The sequence below is a fragment of the Marinobacter santoriniensis NKSG1 genome (genome assembly GCF_000347775.1).
GTDB lineage: Bacteria > Pseudomonadota > Gammaproteobacteria > Pseudomonadales > Oleiphilaceae > Marinobacter > Marinobacter santoriniensis.
In genome coordinates, this window is sequence record NZ_APAT01000005.1 from 34,780 (window position 1) to 51,150 (window position 16,371).

Consider the following 16,371-nt stretch of genomic DNA (forward strand, 5'->3'; position numbering starts at 1 on the left):
TGCCGTTGTTCAGGGCGTTGGCTTGAAGCTGTGCAGGCGGTTCATGGCCGCGGCCAGTTTGCCTCCGGCGGCGTCTGGCAGGACGCGCATGACCTCGTCGAACACGGCCTCGAGTTGCTCGGATTCCTGTTTGCCGAGACGGCCAAGAACGTAGCCGGTGACCTTGCGGCTGTCGCCGGGGTGACCGATGCCGAGTCGCAGACGCTGGAATTCACGGGTGCCGAGGTGGGCAATGGTGTCGCGAAGCCCGTTGTGGCCGCCATGGCCGCCACCTTTTTTGAGTTTGGCGATGCCCGGAGGCAGATCCAGTTCGTCGTGGGCGACGAGAATCTGTTCGGGGGCAATCTTGAAGAAATCCGCCAGCGCCTTTATGGCAAGGCCGCTACGGTTCATGAATGTGGTGGGATTCAGCAGGTGCAGGTCGAGACCCTGCCACTGAATGCGGGCATAGAGCCCGTGGTATTTCTTGTCGGGACGGAGCGTCTGGCCCGCATCGCGGGCCAGCGCTTCGACGAACAGGGCGCCGGCGTTGTGGCGGGTATTCTCGTAGTCGGATCCGGGATTTCCCAGACCCACCACCATGACAATATCCTGTGCCATTGACCGTCGCCCCGGGAGTGCTTACTCCTCGCCGCCTTCTTCGCCTTCCTCGGAGCCTTCCTCGGAATCGTCAACCTTGGCGCCACGCGGCTTGTGAATCGCCACAACCGGCAGGTCGTGATCTTCACCCTGCTGCAGAGCGGCAATCTTCACGCCCTTCGGCAGTTTGAGATCGCTCAGGTGAACCACCTGATCCATGTCCACTTCGGCCATGTCGACCTCAATGAACTCGGGCAGGTTCTGCGGCAGACAGATGACTTCCACTTCGTTGATCTGGTGGTTGGCAACGCCGCCCTGGAGCTTGATGGCCGGAGCTGTTTCTTCGTTGACGAAGTGCAGCGGCACGTTCACGTGGATCTCGTGATCCTTGTCGACGCGCTGAAAGTCGGCGTGGGTCAGGATCGGCTTGTACGGGTGACGCTGCAGATCCTTCAGGATAACGCTCTCTTTCTTGCCCTGGATATCAACGGTCAGGATGTGGGAGAAGAACGCTTCGTTTTCCAGAGCCTTTTTCAGCTCGTTGTGCCAGATCGCGACCGGAGTGGCGTCTTTGTTGCCACCGTAGATGATGGCCGGGATCTTGCGCTCCTCACGACGCAGGCGGCGGCTCGCACCTTTGCCCTGGTCGTCGCGAGGAAATGCTTCAATAACAAATTCCTGAGACATGGTTTCTTACCTCAATCGTCATCTGAACGGCCCGCGACCAGGCTTGGAACAGATGATATTTTTGAAAAACCGGAGTTTTCTCCGGCTGACGAAAAGAGTCGGGAGCCCACGCGGACTCCCGACTCGGAAACTGTACTGCTGGGCTTTTCGACTCAGTCGTGCCCGAACATGGCACTGATGGACTCTTCGTTGCTTACGCGACGAATGGATTCCGCGAGCAGGCCTGCCATGTTGAGGGGGCGGATTCTATCACAATTCCGGGCTTTGTCACCAAGCGGAATGGTGTCGCACACCACCAGTTCGTCGAGTTCCGACGCTTCGATATTCTCAATGGCCGGACCGGACAGGACCGGGTGAGTGATATAGGCGACCACTCGGGCAGCGCCGCGCTCTTTAAGGGCATTGGCAGCCTTGCAGAGGGTTCCGGCGGTGTCGACGATGTCGTCCACCAGGATGCAGGTCTTGTCCTGAACGTCACCGATGATGTGCATGACCTGGGAGACATTGGCCTTGGGGCGACGCTTGTCGATGATCGCCAGGTCGGCGTCGTCGAGGCGTTTGGCCACGGCGCGGGCGCGTACAACGCCACCCACATCCGGGGATACCACGACAAAGTTGTCAAAGCGCTGCTTCTCGATGTCTTCGAGCATGACCGGGGTGGCGTAGATGTTGTCCACCGGGATGTCGAAGAAGCCCTGGATCTGATCCGCGTGCAGGTCGACGGTGAGTACGCGATCCACGCCGATGCTGGAGATCATGTCTGCGACGACCTTGGCGCTGATGGCTACCCGGGTTGAACGTACCCGGCGATCCTGACGGGCGTATCCGTAGTAGGGGATAACCGCGGTAATCCGTGTGGCGGAAGCGCGACGCAGGGCGTCAGCCATCACGATCAGTTCCATCAGGTTGTCGTTGGTGGGGTAGCAGGTGGGCTGGATAATGAAGACGTCGTGGCCTCGGACGTTTTCATTGATCTCGACGGTGGTTTCGCCGTCGCTGAAGCGGCCGACGGTGGCCTGACCCATGGGAATATGGAGTTTCTTGGCAATGTCCTGGGCAAGGGCCGGATTGGCATTGCCAGCGAAAATCATCAGTTTGGACACGACAGCATCCTTCTCAGTATCGGCGTTTGATTCAGAAGAAGCGGGAGAAAGGTGGCTGGGGTGGCAGGATTCGAACCTGCGCATGACGGGATCAAAACCCGTTGCCTTACCACTTGGCGACACCCCAGTATCGTGCTTTTTTGGCATCATTTCAGCTCTGTCAGCTTTTTGTGTAGAGGTGATATGTTCACCCCTTTAGCTACGAACCCCGTGATGCCGGAGGGTTTGCTTTCCCAGATAATCCGGGCTGCGGATTCTGTCGGGAAACGTCCAAAAATGCAAGCCCCGGTTCCGGTTAATCTTGCAGGTCCGAATTGTGAAAGCCATTCCAGGCTTTGATGAACCTCTGGATACAGTTTACGAACTACATCCTCACAGTCGTTTCGGTACCTCGAGGCGTCTCCCTCAAAAGCGGGCGCTATTTTGATTTTTGGGGTGTCCCTTGTCAACCCTTCCTCGGAAAAAATCTTTCCGGTGTTGATGTTGCAGGCGGGCTTCAGGACCAGGAACCAGTCCTCGGGTGGGTCTACCGGTGTAAGGCGTTCGCCCACACCTTCGCCGAAAGCGGCATGGCCGCGAACGAACACCGGAACGTCGGCGCCCAGTCCCAGACCGATCTCTGCCAGCTGATCCAGCGAAAGCCCGAGTTGCCAGAGGTGGTTGAGCCCCAGCAGGGTGGTTGCGGCATTGGAGCTGCCGCCGCCGAGGCCCCCGCCCATGGGCAGGCGTTTCTCGATGTCGATGACAACGCCGGGAAGGGGGCGGCGGCTATGGGCCGCCAGCGCTCGCGCAGCGCGAATGATGAGGTTGTCGTCGTCAGGTACGCCCGGTACCGGCTGGGCCAGGCGGATGTCCGTCTGTTCCCCGGTCAGGGTAAAGGTGATGTCGTCACCGTAGTCCAGAAACTGAAAGACCGTCTGAAGTTCGTGGTAGCCATCGTCGCGTCGCCCTACGATATGCAGGAACAGGTTGAGCTTCGCCGGTGAGGGCAGGGTCAGGGAAAGGCTCACGGGCGATCCTCCAGCGACTCCCATTGCGCGACAACCATGCGTACCCGCTTTTCACCCTTGACCGCGGTGATTCGTGCGGGCAGTGCGGGCAGGTCTGGCAGGAAGCGCTTCCAGCGGTCGTAACGGATTTCCCAGCCGGACTGGCGAATCAACGCCAGTTGCTGCTGAGCATTGAAGAGCAGCCGGGCGTTTCCGTCGGGCGCCGGTAGTCCGCGAATCCACCAGGACAGGCTCTTCAGCGGAAGCTGCCATCCGGTGGCGGCGGTCACCAGGGCTTCCGGATCCGATGAGCGATAGGTGTCGCCACCAGGTAGTGTGAGTTCCATATAATCCGGACGACCTTTCAGCAGGGTGCTGCCCATGCCCAGAAACGATGAGGACAGGGCAAGGTCGTAGGATTCGCCCGACTGGATCCAGTGATTGATGAGGGCCGTTCCACTGTCGGATGGCTGGCGCACAGCCAGTTTTCCGGTCAGGCGCCACTGGTTGAATCCGGACACCTGCCGGGCCCGCGCATTCCAGCTGGCGGGCGGCTGGTCGGTCATGCCGTCGGGCAGGGGCTCCAGACGGATGGTGGTACAGGCCTGGATCAGGATGACAAGGGCCAGTACCGGAAGTAACCGGAGGTGCCACCACATTACGGGTTTCCTTCACCCGTCAGGCGGTTGATGGTCTCGCGCAGGATCTCGTGATCCTTGTCGCTCTCCAGTCCCTTTTTCCAGACGATGCGGGCCTGCTCTTCCTCGCCGGCCATCCAGAGCGCTTCACCGTAATGCGCCGCCACTTCCGGATCCGGGTAGGCTTCCCACGCCTTTTTCAGGTACTGCAGGGCGGGCTGCAATCGGCCTTCCCGGTAGAGCACCCAGCCCATGCTGTCGAGGATGGCGGGGTTCTCCGGATCCAGTTGCAGGGCGCGACCGATATACTGCCGTGCCTCTTCCAGCCTGTCGGAACGGGTCGTGAGAATGTAGCCGAGGGCGTTGAGGGCCACTGCGTTGTTGGGTTCGGTCTCGATAATCTGGCGCAAATCCGCTTCCGCTTTTTGCGGCTGGTCCATGCTGTCGTAGAGCATGCCCCGTGCGTAGCGGATCTGGGCATTGTCCGGGAAGGCCTCCAGTGCCTGCGTTGCGCTGTCGAGCGCGGCTTGTTGCCGGTTTTCATCCAGAAGCAGGTTGACCTCCAGAAGCCAGAAATTTTCAGCCTGGGCAGGATGGCTCTCCCGCATGGTACGGATCCGGGTCAGCGCCTCATCCACCTTGCCCTGTTCGGCCAGCAGTGCACTCGCCCGGGCCAGGGCGGGGAAATAGTAGTTGCCCTGACGCACGCCGTCGTAGAACCCGATTGCCTGGTCCGCGTTGCCGTCCTCTTCCTCGATCCTGCCGAGATAGTAGTTGGCCTCGTTGGTATGGTGCCCCTGCTCAAGCAGCTGGGTCAGCTCATCCTTGGCCAGATCCTTCTGGTTGTTCTCCAGGGCGACCAGGGCGTGTGAAAGGAGCAGCCCCGAGTTGTCCGGGTACAGGTCCACCAGGCGCTTGAATTCGTCCTGGGCTGCCTGCAGGTCGCCCTCGTTGATCAGCATGCGGCCATAAAGGGTGCCCATCTGACGGCTGTTGGGAAACTTGCGGGTGTTCCGCATCAGGTAGTCCAGCGCCTCTCGTTTCTTGCCGGTCTCGTACAGGAGATCTCCGCGCAGGACGATGGCGGGCTGGAAGTTTTCATGCTCTTCGAGCAGAGGGTCCAGTTGTTTGAGTGCCTGGTCTGGCTTGCCGTTGATTTTCAGGAGCAGGGCAATGCTGTAGTCCAGTTCCGGAGTGTCCGGGTGACGCTTGGCCAGGCGCTGGTAAAGTGAAAGCAGTTCTTTCTGCTGCTCGGCCGGGAGGCTGGCGGCCATGGCGGCAAGACTGTCGAAGTCCGCATCGCCGCCCTGGTTCATGATCTGCTCCATGTGGTCCAGGGCCGTCTGAAGGTCGTTGCGTTTGACCGCCTGTATGGCTGCGATCCGGTGGGCCTGCAGGTTTTCCGGGTCCACCTCCAGCCAGAGTTCGGCAAGCTGGGTCTGGGCGTTGTCGCCGTTGAGCGACTGGGCAATGCGCATGGCCCGCTCAATGACGCCTTCATCCCGGGACTGTTTGGCGGCCTTGAGGTAGTTCACCAGGGTGACGTCATACCGTCCACGCTGGGCAGCGATCTCACCGCTGAGCAACAGATAGAGAACGTCCGGCTCAAAGTCCGCATACTCGATCGGCTTTTCCGGTGCGTCCTTTGTGCTGTCTGAGGCAGATGAATCGGAAGCGGGTTGCTTCGATGAGCCGGTCAGGCTGGCGCAGCCCGGCAGGCCGGCGAGGGTGACACCCAGAATGAAGGTGGCCAAAAACGGTGCGGATTTGTGCATGCAACTTCCCGTTACTTGTCAGCGACGCTTGATAATGACCCGGGCTTTACCCGCGAAATTGAGGTAGATCGGGTACCGGCCGTGGCCGAGCCCCTATAATGGCATAAGCGTCTGATCTTGCCCAATCGGTCCGCACTTGCCGAAGGTCCGCGGTATTTGGGTGGCAGGCAGCGGCGTGCGTCGTTAAAATGTCGGTAATTTAACCTTTATAAGAGTAGGGTTTTCAGGTCCGAAATGGCACTGGTTACACTGGGAATTAATCATCGAACCGCACCGGTCGAGCTTAGGGAGCGTATTGCGTTCACGCCTGAGCGAATGTCCGAGGCGTTTGCCGAGTTGCGGGCAGCTTCTGGTGCCAGTGAGGCAGCCATCCTGTCCACGTGTAACCGGACAGAGCTCTACCTTGCCGGTGACGACGACTGTGCGCCGGCGGTCCTGCGTTGGCTGGCGGGTTTTCACAACCTTGATGCGGCCGACCTGGAAGAGGCGCTTTACGTCCATCGGGATGCCGAAGCGGTTCGCCACATGATGCGGGTCGCCGCAGGCCTGGACTCCATGGTTCTGGGCGAGCCCCAGATCTTCGGACAACTGAAAGACGCCTACGCCCTTGCGAAAGAGAACGGCGCGACCGGCTCGTTCCTGTCCCGTCTGTTCGAACATACGTTCTCGGTCGCGAAACGTATCCGGACCCATACCGCGATCGGCGAAAACCCCGTATCCGTCGCCTATGCGGCGGTCAATATGGCGCACCACATTTTCTCTGACATGTCCCGTAACCGGGCCCTGCTGGTTGGTGCCGGCAAGACCATTGAGCTGGTGGCCCAGCATCTCGCCGAAGCCGGCGTCAAGGATTTCCTGGTCGCCAACCGAACGCTGGAACGCGCCCAGGTGTTGGCCGGGACCTACGGTGGCAAGGGCATTGTCCTCTCGGAGATTCCCGGCCACCTGACGGATGTCGATATCGTTATTTCCTCCACCGCCAGCCCGCTGCCCATCCTGGGGAAAGGCGCTGTGGAACGTGCGCTGAAGAAACGCAAGCGTCGTCCCTATTTTATGGTCGATATCGCTGTTCCAAGAGACATTGAGCCCGAGGTGGCATCGCTGGATGACGTCTACCTGTACACCGTCGACGATCTTCGTCACGTGATTGAAGAAAACATCCGCTCCCGGGAGGGCGCTGCCCGGGAAGCCGAGAACCTCGTTCTGGACGGCGTTCAGGATTTTCTCCGTCAGTTACGTGCTCTCGACGCGGTGTCTACCCTCAAGCAGTTCCGGCGACGCGCCGAGACCCTTCGTGACAACGAAACCGAGAAAGCCCTTCGGGCCCTGCGCAACGGTGCCGATCCCGAAACCGTTTTGCGCGGTCTGGCCCGGGGCCTGACCAACAAGCTTCTCCACGAACCGTCTGTGCAGGTGCGCAAGGCCACGACCGAGGGCCGCACGGAGGTGACCGAGTGGCTGCGTGAGTTGCATCAGCTTGATGCGTTGGACGCCGACACAGTCACCACACCGGAAAAACTATGAAGTCATCCATTCAGTCCCGCCTCGAACAGTTGGTTGACCGGTTCGAGGAGGTCAGCGCGTTGCTGAGCGATTCCGCCACCATTGCCAATCAGGACCGATTCCGGGACCTCTCCCGGGAATTCGCTGAAATTGAGCCCGTCGTCCATTGTTTTCAGGCCTGGCAGCAATCTCTGGCGGACATCGAGGCTGCCCAGGAGCTGACCCGTGATGCCGATGCCGACATGCGGGAAATGGCAGAAGAGGAGCTGAAAAGCGCCCGGCTGAAGAGTGAAGAGCTCGATGAAGAACTGCAGCGCCTGATGCTGCCGAAGGATCCGAACGACCGGAAGAACGTATTTCTCGAAATCCGGGCCGGTACCGGCGGTGACGAGGCTGCCATTTTTGCCGGCGATCTGTTCCGGATGTACTCCCGCTATGCCGAACGCCGCCGCTGGCAGGTGGAAGTGCTCAGTGAGAACGAAGGCGAACACGGTGGCTTCAAGGAAGTCATTGCGAGGGTCGCCGGCGATGGCGTCTACGGCGCCCTGAAATTTGAATCCGGGGCTCACCGGGTTCAGCGCGTACCGGAAACCGAGTCCCAGGGCCGCATCCATACCTCGGCCTGCACGGTGGCCGTGATGCCGGAGGCGGACGAAGCCGAGGCGGTCCAACTCAATAAATCGGATCTCCGGGTGGATACCTTCCGGGCCTCTGGCGCCGGTGGCCAGCACGTTAACAAGACCGATTCCGCCATCCGTATCACCCACCTGCCCACCGGTATTGTGGTGGAATGCCAGGAGGAGCGGTCCCAGCACAAGAACCGGGCCAAGGCGATGAGCCTGCTTGCCTCCCGTCTGCAGAATGCCGAGACCGAGCGGCAGCAGAAAACCATGGCCGAAACCCGCAAGAGCCTGGTGGGTAGCGGTGACCGCTCCGAGCGGATCCGGACCTACAACTTTCCCCAGGGCCGTGTCACGGATCACCGTATTAACCTGACCCTCTACAAGCTGGACGAAGTGATCACCGGTGACCTGGATGCCGTGATCGTTCCGCTCCAACAGGAACACCAGGCCGAATTGCTGGCTGCATTGGCCGATGACCAGTAGTCCTTCGCTGGCCTGTGAACGTCTGATTCGTGAAGCGGCGGGCCGCATCAAGAGTGATACGCCGCGGCTGGATGCCGAACTTCTCCTCAGTCACGTGACCAGCTGGAGCCGCACGCGATTCCGGGCCTGGCCGGAGCAGGAGGTTTCCCCGGAGCAGGCCGAAGCTTTCGGGCGTCTGGTGGATGCCCGCGTTGACGGCACCCCCATTGCCTATCTTCTTGGACACCAGGAGTTCTGGTCGTTGTCACTCAGGGTTTCCAGGGCTACCTTGATTCCCCGTCCGGATACCGAGTGTGTGGTGGAGGCGGCCCTTTCATTGCCCTTGCCTGGCCCGGCGCGCGTGCTGGATCTGGGCACCGGCACCGGTGCCATCGCGCTGGCGCTCGCTTCAGAACGCTCCGCCTGGTCGGTTCGTGCCTGCGATTGCGTGCCCGAAGCGGTGGAGCTCGCCCGGGAAAATGCGCGCTCGCTGGGGTTGCCGGTGACTGTCGAGCTGAGTAACTGGTTTGAGGGTCTGACGCCGGGTACGTTTGATCTGATTGTTTCCAATCCGCCTTATATAGAAGAGAGCGATCGACACCTCTGTGAGGGGGACGTACGCTTTGAACCATCCAGCGCACTGGTTTCGGGCGTGGACGGTCTGGAAGATATACGGACCATTCTGGACGATGCACCCCGGTGGCTGGCGCCGGGTGGCTGGTTGCTGATGGAGCATGGGTTTGACCAGGCAGAGGCGGTGAGAGCCTTGTTCCGGTCCAGAGGGTTTGAAGCTGTCGAAAGTCGTCAGGACTATGGTCAGCGGGATCGAATGACGCTGGGTCAATGGCCGGGCGATTCGGACACAACTCAATAGAACGGGGAGACGGGTATGCTCAGCGATGAAGAGCTGCTGCGCTACAGTCGACAGATACTGATGCCTCGGTTTGACATTGCCGGACAGGAGGCCCTCAAATCGGCACGAGTCCTGGTGATCGGTGCCGGTGGTCTGGGTTGTCCGGTGGCCCTCTACCTGGGCGCCGCGGGTGTCGGCCACCTTACCCTTGTGGATGACGATGAAATTGAGCTGGCCAACCTCCAGCGTCAGATTGGCTTTGAGCAGAATCAGTTGGGCGACTCCAAGGCGGAGAGCCTGGCGGATCGGGTCCGGCGTATCAATCCGCTCGTGTCGGTGACTGCCATCAACGACCGGCTGTCCGGAGATGCGCTCAAACGCCGGGTAGAGGAAAGCAGCCTGGTGCTCGACTGCAGTGATAACTTCGCGACCCGCTTTGCCCTGAACCGGGCCTGCGTTGCCGCCCGGATTCCGCTGGTGTCCGGTGCTGCCATTCGTGGCGAAGGCCAGTTGTCGGTCTATGACCGTCGGGTGGAGGAGAGCCCCTGTTACCACTGCCTGTACCCGGAGCAGGGCAATGAGGATCTGACCTGTTCCCAGGCCGGTGTGATTGCGCCGCTTGTGGGTATGATTGGCGCGGCACAGGCGATGGAGGCCATCAAGGTGATCAGCGGCGCCGGCAAGCCGCTCATTGGCCGTTTGCTGGTGCTGGATGCCTGGCAGATGCAGTGGCGGGAAATGAAGCTGGCTCGCGATCCGGATTGCCCGGTTTGTTCTGACTAGCTGTGGGCGGATTGACAGGGTTGGAGCAGATCTGTCTCTGGCTTATGAGTTAGTCTTTTAACGCCTGGAACCTGGCAATGGCCTCCTTTCGGCTTTCCTTCAGATCGACAATGGGTCTGGGGTAGCCCTTCGGGATCACGCCCCCCTTGGCCCCCGGATCATGAATGCGTTTGGCATCGAGTTTTGACAGCTCCGGCACCCACCTCCGAATGAACTCGCCCCGGGGATCGAACCGTTCACTCTGGGTGACCGGATTGAATACTCGAAAGTAGGGCGCGGCGTCAGTGCCGGTCGAGGCGCTCCATTGCCAGCCACCGTTATTGGATGCCAGGAATCCGTCCACCAGTTTCGACATGAAATAGACTTCGCCCAGGCGCCAGTCGATGAACAGGTTCTTGGTCAGAAACATGGCGGTGATCATTCGCAGGCGGTTGTGCATCCAGCCGGTCGCATTGAGCTGACGCATGGCTGCATCGACAACGGGAACGCCGGTTCGCCCTTCCTTCCATGCGTCAAAATGGTCTCCCGGTGCGTTCCACTCCAGCGCCTCCGTTTCCGGCTTGAAGGCCCGGTGCATACTGACCCTCGGGTAGTGATACAGGATGTGGATGTAGAAATCCCGCCAAGCGATCTCGTTGGTCCAGGTAACCAGTCCTTCCTGATTGCCTCCGCGGCCCTGGGCCTCCCGGGCCGCAAGCAGGCACTGGCGACCCGACAGTACGCCGTTGGCCAGGTAAGGCGAGAGCTGACTGGTGCCATCCACGGCGGGAAAGTCCCGCTGCTCCCTGTAGGTTCCGGCCCGGGTTTCAAGAAAGCGCTCCAGCTGGTCGTGCGCGGCGTTTTCACCGGTTTCCACCAGAGCTGGTGGTGCTTCCCTGAATGGGGCAGGAATCGCGTCTATCTGGCTGGGGCGGATGGCATCGCCCCGGGCAGAGGGAGACGGATAAGCCGTGGGTGCGGTTTCGTCGATCCAGCTCCGCCAGCGCCGGGAAAAGGGGGTGAACACGGAATAGGGCTCGTTCTGTTGCGTCAGTATCTCGCCAACCGGCGCGACCGTCTGGTCCCGGTATTTACAGATGGTTAACCCGAGTGCGTCGGCCTTTGGTTTGAGGCTTTTGTCCCGGCGTCTTTCATTGATGCCGTACTCTTCATTGAAATGAAGGTGAGTGATCTCGTGTTCCCGGCAGAGGCTGATCAGAACCTCCTGGCTCCGGGTGAAATCGTCTGCTTCAAGGAAGGTCATGGGAATGCCCAGCGCTGCCAGATCTTTTGCCAGGGCGTTTGCGTGGTCAATGACGAACTTGACCCGCGCAGGGGACCAGTCGTGGGTTTGCCACTGCCCGGGGGTCACGATGTAGCATGCCCTGACCGGCTGACCGGTTTTGCAGGCGGCGGTGAGCGCCGGGTTGTCGGCGACGCGCAGATCGTTTCTGAACCAGACCAGTTGTGTCATTGAATTTCCTGTTTCCCCGGGCTGCCCCGAATACGGGTAATTACAGCCGCTGTTTCAATAAAATCACCAACTTGTGTATTCGCTGGGGCGGCGGGTTTGGATTATAGTTAACCCCGATCAATGGCGCTTGAACGGGAGTGAGGAGCGGATGATTCAGGAATCCGAAAATCGGCGGGATGGCGCCTGGCGGCAACCCTACACACTGGAATCCGGTCAGACCCAATATCACGAACTAGGCCACGTCCAGCTATGGGTAACGCTTCTGGATCTCGAGTGGCAGGTGCGTTTGAGGACGCTTGAAGCACAGGGTGACCCCTCGGCATGGACCGAGCGCGTAGGGCATGTGTTGCCGTCCCTCGATGTGCCGCTCCAGCGATTTATTCGCCCGGAAAACGACGGCGGTACCATCACGTTCATGCCGGCAGTTGCCAGTCTGCCGACCGTAATACGGCCGTTCCAGCCGATGACGATCCCGGCGGGTGGGCGTTGTGTCATCTATGTCGGCACCATGGTCTGGATGAAGGTCTGCGTGGGGCCGAACGAGACTCCGCTGACAGAAATCCCGCTTTCTACACCACTGATGACCTGGGTGGGCCGGAACACCATGGAGGGCGAGTTGTGCTATTCCTCGTCAACGTTTGCCCGGCTGGTACTGGAGGCGGTTCCCAAACGCCCCTGGCGGGCGGTGACGCCGGTAACAATCATCAACCGACGGTCAGAGCCTTTGCTGCTGGAGCGTTTCAGCCTTCCGACACCATTGTTGTCGTTGCATCAGAATGATCGAGCGCAACTGTGGACGCCGGGGGTGACTGTGGAATGTGAAACCGATATGAATTCCGCAAGCCTTCGGGTCGACACGACCTTGCTGCCGGCCGCCGGCCATTGTCGCAAGGTTGGCGACGCCCGAGAGAAAAGTTCCCGGGGCCGGCTGGTGCGGGCGTTTGATCGAATGTTTGGCTAATCGCAGGAGCGTTCATTTTGCTGGAGGATATCAAGACAGGCCTGGTGTCTGTGATCGACGGCGTTGCCTGGGCCCAGTGGTTCAGTGCACTGTTCCTGCTGATCCTGGGCCTGGTGGTGGGGGCGGCCGCTGCGCGCAGCGTTGCCAGCGTGATGGCGGAGCGGACGTCGCGGCATCATGCGCTGATGGTTCGGCGGCTGGTGTTTTATCTGATCGTCACGCTGTTTGCGATCGCGGCGCTGAGAGAAGCCGGGTTTTCCCTGGATGTCGTGCTGGGTGCCGCAGGTATCCTCACAGTCGCCATCGGCTTTGCCTCCCAGACGTCGGCGTCCAATATGATCAGCGGGCTGTTCCTGCTGGTGGAGAAACCTTTCGAAGTCGGCGACGTGATCGAGGTGGACGCAACCATCGGAGAGGTGGTCGGTATCGACATGCTCAGCGTAAAGCTGCGGACGCCCGACAACCTGTATGTGCGGATACCGAATGAAACGCTGATCAAGACCCAGGTCATCAACCGCTCCCGTTTTCCGATCCGTCGTCTCGACCTGGTGGTCGGTATTGCCTACGCTGAAGATGTGGAGCGGGTGGAATCCCTCTTGTTGGCCCTCGCTGAACAGGAGCCAATTTGCCTCGAGGAGCCGCGGCCTTTCGTGCTGGTGACAGCGTTCGGTCCTTCTTCTGTGGATCTGCAGTTCTCGGTCTGGGTCCCTCTTGACAAGGTTCTCGAGGGGCGTAGCAGAATGATGGTTGCGATCAAGGGCATGCTGGACCTAGAGGGTATCGAGATACCTTTTCCGCATACCAGCGTGTATGCGGGCACTCACTCCGAACCCTTCCGGGTGCAGCTGATCAGCCCGGAATCCAGCCCCGAAAAAAAGGATACATCGGATGCCGAAAGTACCCAGCGAGTCAGCCCCGAAGGACAAGCCGGTCAATAAGGACAACAGGGTATGTCTTGGTTGGCGGGAATGGGTTTCCCTGCCCGATCTGGATATTGCCCGGATCAAGGCCAAGATCGATACCGGCGCCCGGACCTCCTGCCTCCATACGTTTCGAACCGAACCTTACACCGAAAACGGTGAGCGTCGCGTCCGGTTCTGGGTGCACCCGGTCCAGAACGATCTGCATCACGTGGTTGAGTGTGATGCAAAGGTTCTCGATGAGCGCAACGTATCGGATTCCGGAGGGCACAGGGAATTGCGGCTGGTGATCGAGACGACCGTGGTGGTGGGCAACCAGAGCTGGCCCATTGAAATGACGCTGACCAACCGGGACTCGATGCGGTTCCGGATGTTGCTGGGCCGAACCGCCATGGCGGGTCGCTCGGCAGTTTACCCCGAATCTTCCTATCTTGCCGGCGAACCGGTTTTAAGGACTGACACATGAAAATTGCGGTACTGTCGCGAAACAAGAATCTGTACTCCACCCGGAGACTGGTGGAGGAGGGAATCAATCGCGGCCACGAAGTGCGAGTGATTGATTGCCTGCACTGTTCCATGAACATCACCTCCGCCGATCCCAGGATCAGTTACCACGAGGAAGATCTGGAAGCTTTCGATGTGGTCATTCCACGAATCGGTGCCTCGGTGACATTCTATGGAACCGCCGTGCTTCGACAATTCGAGATGATGGGCGTGTTCCCGGTCAACGAATCCGTGGCGATCACACGCTCACGGGACAAGCTCCGTTCGTTGCAGTTGCTGGCTCGCAAAGGCGTTGGTATGCCGGTCACCGGTTTCGCGAACAAGCCCGACAACGTGCCTGAACTTCTGAAGATGGTGGGTGGTGCTCCGGTGGTCATCAAGCTGCTGCAGGGGACCCAGGGTATCGGTGTGGTCCTGGCTGAAACCCGCAAGGCTGCGGAGAGCGTGATCGAGGCCTTTATGGGCCTGAAAGCGGACATCCTCGTTCAGGAGTTCATCAAGGAAGCCGGTGGCGCCGATATTCGCTGTTTCGTGCTCGGCGACAAGGTCATCGCGGCCATGAAGCGTCAGGGAGCCGAAGGCGAGTTCCGTTCCAACCTGCACCGTGGTGGCACAGCCTCACTGGTACGCATCACGCCCCAGGAACGCCGTACCGCGATTGCCGCCGCCAAGGCCATGGGTCTGAATGTGGCGGGTGTGGACCTGTTGCGTTCGAGCCGTGGCCCTCTCGTGATGGAAGTGAATTCATCGCCGGGACTGGAAGGCATCGAGAACGCCACCGGCAAGAACGTGGCGGGCATGATCATTAACTGGACCGAAAAGAACCAGAAGCCCTGGAAGACTCGAACCAAGGGGCAGGGATGAGCAAGGCGCGAGCACCCTTTGAAATCGCCGGGGTACAGATCAAACCCGGTACCCGGCAGACGGTTGAAGTACCCGTTGCCAAACTCTATACCCACACGCCACTGCACATTCCGGTTGAAGTCATTCATGGTCGCCGGGACGGACCGGTACTCATGGTGTGCGGTGCGATCCACGGTGATGAGATCAACGGCGTGGAGATTGTGCGCCGGGTATTGACCAATTCTGCGCTCCGGCATCTGCGGGGTACCCTCGTCGCGGTACCCATCGTGAATATTTTCGGGTTCGTTCAGCGCACCCGCTACCTGCCGGATCGGCGCGACCTGAACCGGTGTTTTCCCGGCAGTGAGACCGGGTCGCTCGGTGGGCGCATTGCCTACCTGCTTCGCACCCAGATCATGGAAAACGTGACCCACATTATCGATCTTCACACCGGTGCGATTCATCGCTTCAATCTGCCCCAGATACGGGCCGAGCTGAAGAATCCCGAGACGATTCGAATGGCGGAGGCCTTCGGGGCGCCGATCATTATCAACGCCGGGCTCAGGGAAGGCAGCCTGAGGGCTTATGCCGATTCGCTGGATATACCGGTCATCACGTTTGAGGGCGGTGAAGCCCTGAGGTTTGATGACGTGGTCATTACCAGTGGCGTGAAGGGCGTAATCCGGGTCATGCGGGAACTTGCAATGGTGCCGGCGAAGAAAGGTCCCAAGGCTCCCCGGAAACGGTCGGAAACGGCGGCGAACTCGCAATGGGTGAGAGCCGACATCGACGGCATCATGCGTCCGGTTGCCCACCTGGGCCAGAAAGTCCGAAAAGGGCAGCGGCTGGCGATGGTTGCCGATCCGTTTGGTGAATCGGAAACCGCGGTGACGTCGCCCTGTTCCGGCATCGTGATCTGTGTGAACAACCTGCCACTGGTGAACGAGGGCGAGGCCATCTATCACGTTGCCCGTTTCGACGAGCTCAGTGAAGCGGAAAAAGCCATGGATTATTTTCGCAGTTCCTTTGAGGCTGAAACGACCGAAGCGGTGGTTCCGGTCCATCCCTGGGACGACTTGCAGAAGTAGTGACGAGGAGACACGGCAATGATCTGGGATCAGGCCCTGATTGAACTGGCCCCGCTACCCCGCGGATTCCACCTGGTCACCAACGAAGTGCTGGCCCAGGCGCCCAGTCTCGCAAATTGCGAGGTCGGGCTGCTGCACCTGTTCATCCAGCACACTTCCGCATCCCTGGCCGTCAATGAGAATGCCGATCCGGATGTGCGTGGCGATCTGGAGCGACACTTCAATGTGATGGTGCCGGAGCATTCCCCCCACTTCGTGCACACCATGGAAGGCCCGGATGATATGCCGGCCCATATCAAGAGTGTATTGATCGGTCCGTCGCTCACCCTTCCCGTCAGCCACGGTCACCTGGCTCTTGGCACCTGGCAGGGAATCTATCTCTGCGAACACCGGGACCAGGCCGGGAGCCGCCGAATCCTGGCAACGCTTCAGGGTCGCTGGTAGCCGCAACGTCTTTTCCGAACGTGCTCCGGTTCTGATATGACCGATGGGTGGAATTCCACCCATCAGCGCCTTCCCGGTGAGTGGGTATCCACCCGTTTTCCGCTCATTTTTTCCTTTTAAATTCAGTAACCTTCCGTTTTGTAAGTAATTTCCGAAGCTGGTC

At 59.9% G+C, this 16,371-nt stretch carries 17 protein-coding genes and 1 tRNA gene; 10 read left to right on the forward strand and 8 right to left on the reverse strand.

The window, feature by feature from the left end; translation table 11 throughout:
- Positions 1 to 9: 9 nt before the first annotated feature.
- The 7 genes from pth to MSNKSG1_RS00940 form a co-directional block, all read right to left on the reverse strand.
- Positions 10 to 600 (reverse strand): aminoacyl-tRNA hydrolase, encoded by a 591-nt coding sequence (gene pth / locus MSNKSG1_RS00910; protein ID WP_008937346.1) that lies wholly within the window; start codon positions 598 to 600, stop codon positions 10 to 12.
- A 21-nt stretch (positions 601 to 621) separates the two neighbouring features.
- Positions 622 to 1,266, reverse strand: a complete 645-nt coding sequence (locus MSNKSG1_RS00915) for a 50S ribosomal protein L25/general stress protein Ctc (protein WP_008937347.1) — start codon at positions 1,264 to 1,266, stop codon at positions 622 to 624.
- A 152-nt stretch (positions 1,267 to 1,418) separates the two neighbouring features.
- The gene (locus MSNKSG1_RS00920) at positions 1,419 to 2,369 is read right to left on the reverse strand and encodes a ribose-phosphate diphosphokinase (protein WP_008937348.1); all 951 of its coding nucleotides are present in this window, start codon (positions 2,367 to 2,369) and stop codon (positions 1,419 to 1,421) included.
- A gap of 52 nt (positions 2,370 to 2,421) precedes the next feature.
- A tRNA-Gln gene (locus MSNKSG1_RS00925) sits at positions 2,422 to 2,496 on the reverse strand.
- 19 nt (positions 2,497 to 2,515) lie between these two features.
- Positions 2,516 to 3,379 (reverse strand): 4-(cytidine 5'-diphospho)-2-C-methyl-D-erythritol kinase, encoded by an 864-nt coding sequence (gene ispE / locus MSNKSG1_RS00930; RefSeq protein WP_008937349.1) that lies wholly within the window; start codon positions 3,377 to 3,379, stop codon positions 2,516 to 2,518.
- On the reverse strand, positions 3,376 to 4,017 hold the full coding sequence (gene lolB / locus MSNKSG1_RS00935; RefSeq protein WP_008937350.1) for a lipoprotein insertase outer membrane protein LolB: 642 nt from the start codon (positions 4,015 to 4,017) through the stop codon (positions 3,376 to 3,378). Before lolB ends, ispE begins: the two co-directional genes overlap by 4 nt.
- A complete protein-coding gene (locus MSNKSG1_RS00940; protein ID WP_008937351.1) occupies positions 4,017 to 5,771 on the reverse strand; it encodes a tetratricopeptide repeat protein in 1,755 nt (584 codons plus the stop codon). Before MSNKSG1_RS00940 ends, lolB begins: the two co-directional genes overlap by 1 nt.
- Before the next feature lie 234 nt (positions 5,772 to 6,005).
- Between MSNKSG1_RS00940 and hemA the strand changes: the two genes are divergently transcribed.
- The 4 genes from hemA to MSNKSG1_RS00960 are packed head-to-tail and all read left to right on the forward strand — an operon-like array spanning position 6,006 to position 9,995.
- Positions 6,006 to 7,295, forward strand: a complete 1,290-nt coding sequence (gene hemA, locus MSNKSG1_RS00945) for a glutamyl-tRNA reductase (RefSeq protein ID WP_040886508.1) — start codon at positions 6,006 to 6,008, stop codon at positions 7,293 to 7,295.
- Positions 7,292 to 8,380 carry a peptide chain release factor 1 gene (gene prfA, locus MSNKSG1_RS00950; RefSeq protein ID WP_008937353.1) on the forward strand — a complete coding sequence of 363 codons (1,089 nt, stop codon included), beginning with the start codon at positions 7,292 to 7,294 and terminating at the stop codon, positions 8,378 to 8,380. The genes hemA and prfA overlap by 4 nt, the downstream gene beginning before the upstream one ends.
- Positions 8,370 to 9,233 (forward strand): peptide chain release factor N(5)-glutamine methyltransferase, encoded by an 864-nt coding sequence (gene prmC, locus MSNKSG1_RS00955; protein WP_008937354.1) that lies wholly within the window; start codon positions 8,370 to 8,372, stop codon positions 9,231 to 9,233. Before prfA ends, prmC begins: the two co-directional genes overlap by 11 nt.
- 15 nt (positions 9,234 to 9,248) lie before the next feature.
- Positions 9,249 to 9,995 (forward strand): HesA/MoeB/ThiF family protein, encoded by a 747-nt coding sequence (locus tag MSNKSG1_RS00960; RefSeq protein ID WP_008937355.1) that lies wholly within the window; start codon positions 9,249 to 9,251, stop codon positions 9,993 to 9,995.
- Positions 9,996 to 10,044: 49 nt separating this feature from the next.
- On the opposite strand, the gene phrB is transcribed toward MSNKSG1_RS00960, so the two are convergent.
- Positions 10,045 to 11,448, reverse strand: coding sequence for a deoxyribodipyrimidine photo-lyase (gene phrB, locus MSNKSG1_RS00965; protein ID WP_008937356.1), 1,404 nt, complete (start codon positions 11,446 to 11,448; stop codon positions 10,045 to 10,047).
- 148 nt (positions 11,449 to 11,596) lie between these two features.
- On the opposite strand from phrB, the gene MSNKSG1_RS00970 reads away from it, so the two are divergent.
- Genes MSNKSG1_RS00970 through MSNKSG1_RS00995 form a run of 6 tightly spaced genes read left to right on the forward strand, consistent with a single transcriptional unit; the run spans position 11,597 to position 16,208 of the window.
- Entirely contained in the window at positions 11,597 to 12,409 is an 813-nt protein-coding gene (locus tag MSNKSG1_RS00970; protein ID WP_008937357.1) for a hypothetical protein, read from the forward strand.
- A 17-nt stretch (positions 12,410 to 12,426) separates the two neighbouring features.
- Positions 12,427 to 13,347: a mechanosensitive ion channel family protein gene (locus tag MSNKSG1_RS00975; RefSeq protein WP_008937358.1), complete on the forward strand. Its 921-nt coding sequence runs from the start codon at positions 12,427 to 12,429 to the stop codon at positions 13,345 to 13,347.
- Positions 13,298 to 13,795, forward strand: coding sequence for an ATP-dependent zinc protease family protein (locus tag MSNKSG1_RS00980; protein WP_008937359.1), 498 nt, complete (start codon positions 13,298 to 13,300; stop codon positions 13,793 to 13,795). The genes MSNKSG1_RS00975 and MSNKSG1_RS00980 overlap by 50 nt, the downstream gene beginning before the upstream one ends.
- On the forward strand, positions 13,792 to 14,697 hold the full coding sequence (gene rimK, locus MSNKSG1_RS00985) for a 30S ribosomal protein S6--L-glutamate ligase (protein ID WP_008937360.1): 906 nt from the start codon (positions 13,792 to 13,794) through the stop codon (positions 14,695 to 14,697). The genes MSNKSG1_RS00980 and rimK overlap by 4 nt, the downstream gene beginning before the upstream one ends.
- On the forward strand, positions 14,694 to 15,764 hold the full coding sequence (locus MSNKSG1_RS00990; protein WP_008937361.1) for a succinylglutamate desuccinylase/aspartoacylase family protein: 1,071 nt from the start codon (positions 14,694 to 14,696) through the stop codon (positions 15,762 to 15,764). The genes rimK and MSNKSG1_RS00990 overlap by 4 nt, the downstream gene beginning before the upstream one ends.
- An 18-nt stretch (positions 15,765 to 15,782) precedes the next feature.
- Complete coding sequence (locus tag MSNKSG1_RS00995; protein WP_008937362.1) at positions 15,783 to 16,208, forward strand: secondary thiamine-phosphate synthase enzyme YjbQ; 426 nt, start codon at positions 15,783 to 15,785, stop codon at positions 16,206 to 16,208.
- The last annotated feature ends 163 nt before the right edge of the window (positions 16,209 to 16,371 follow it).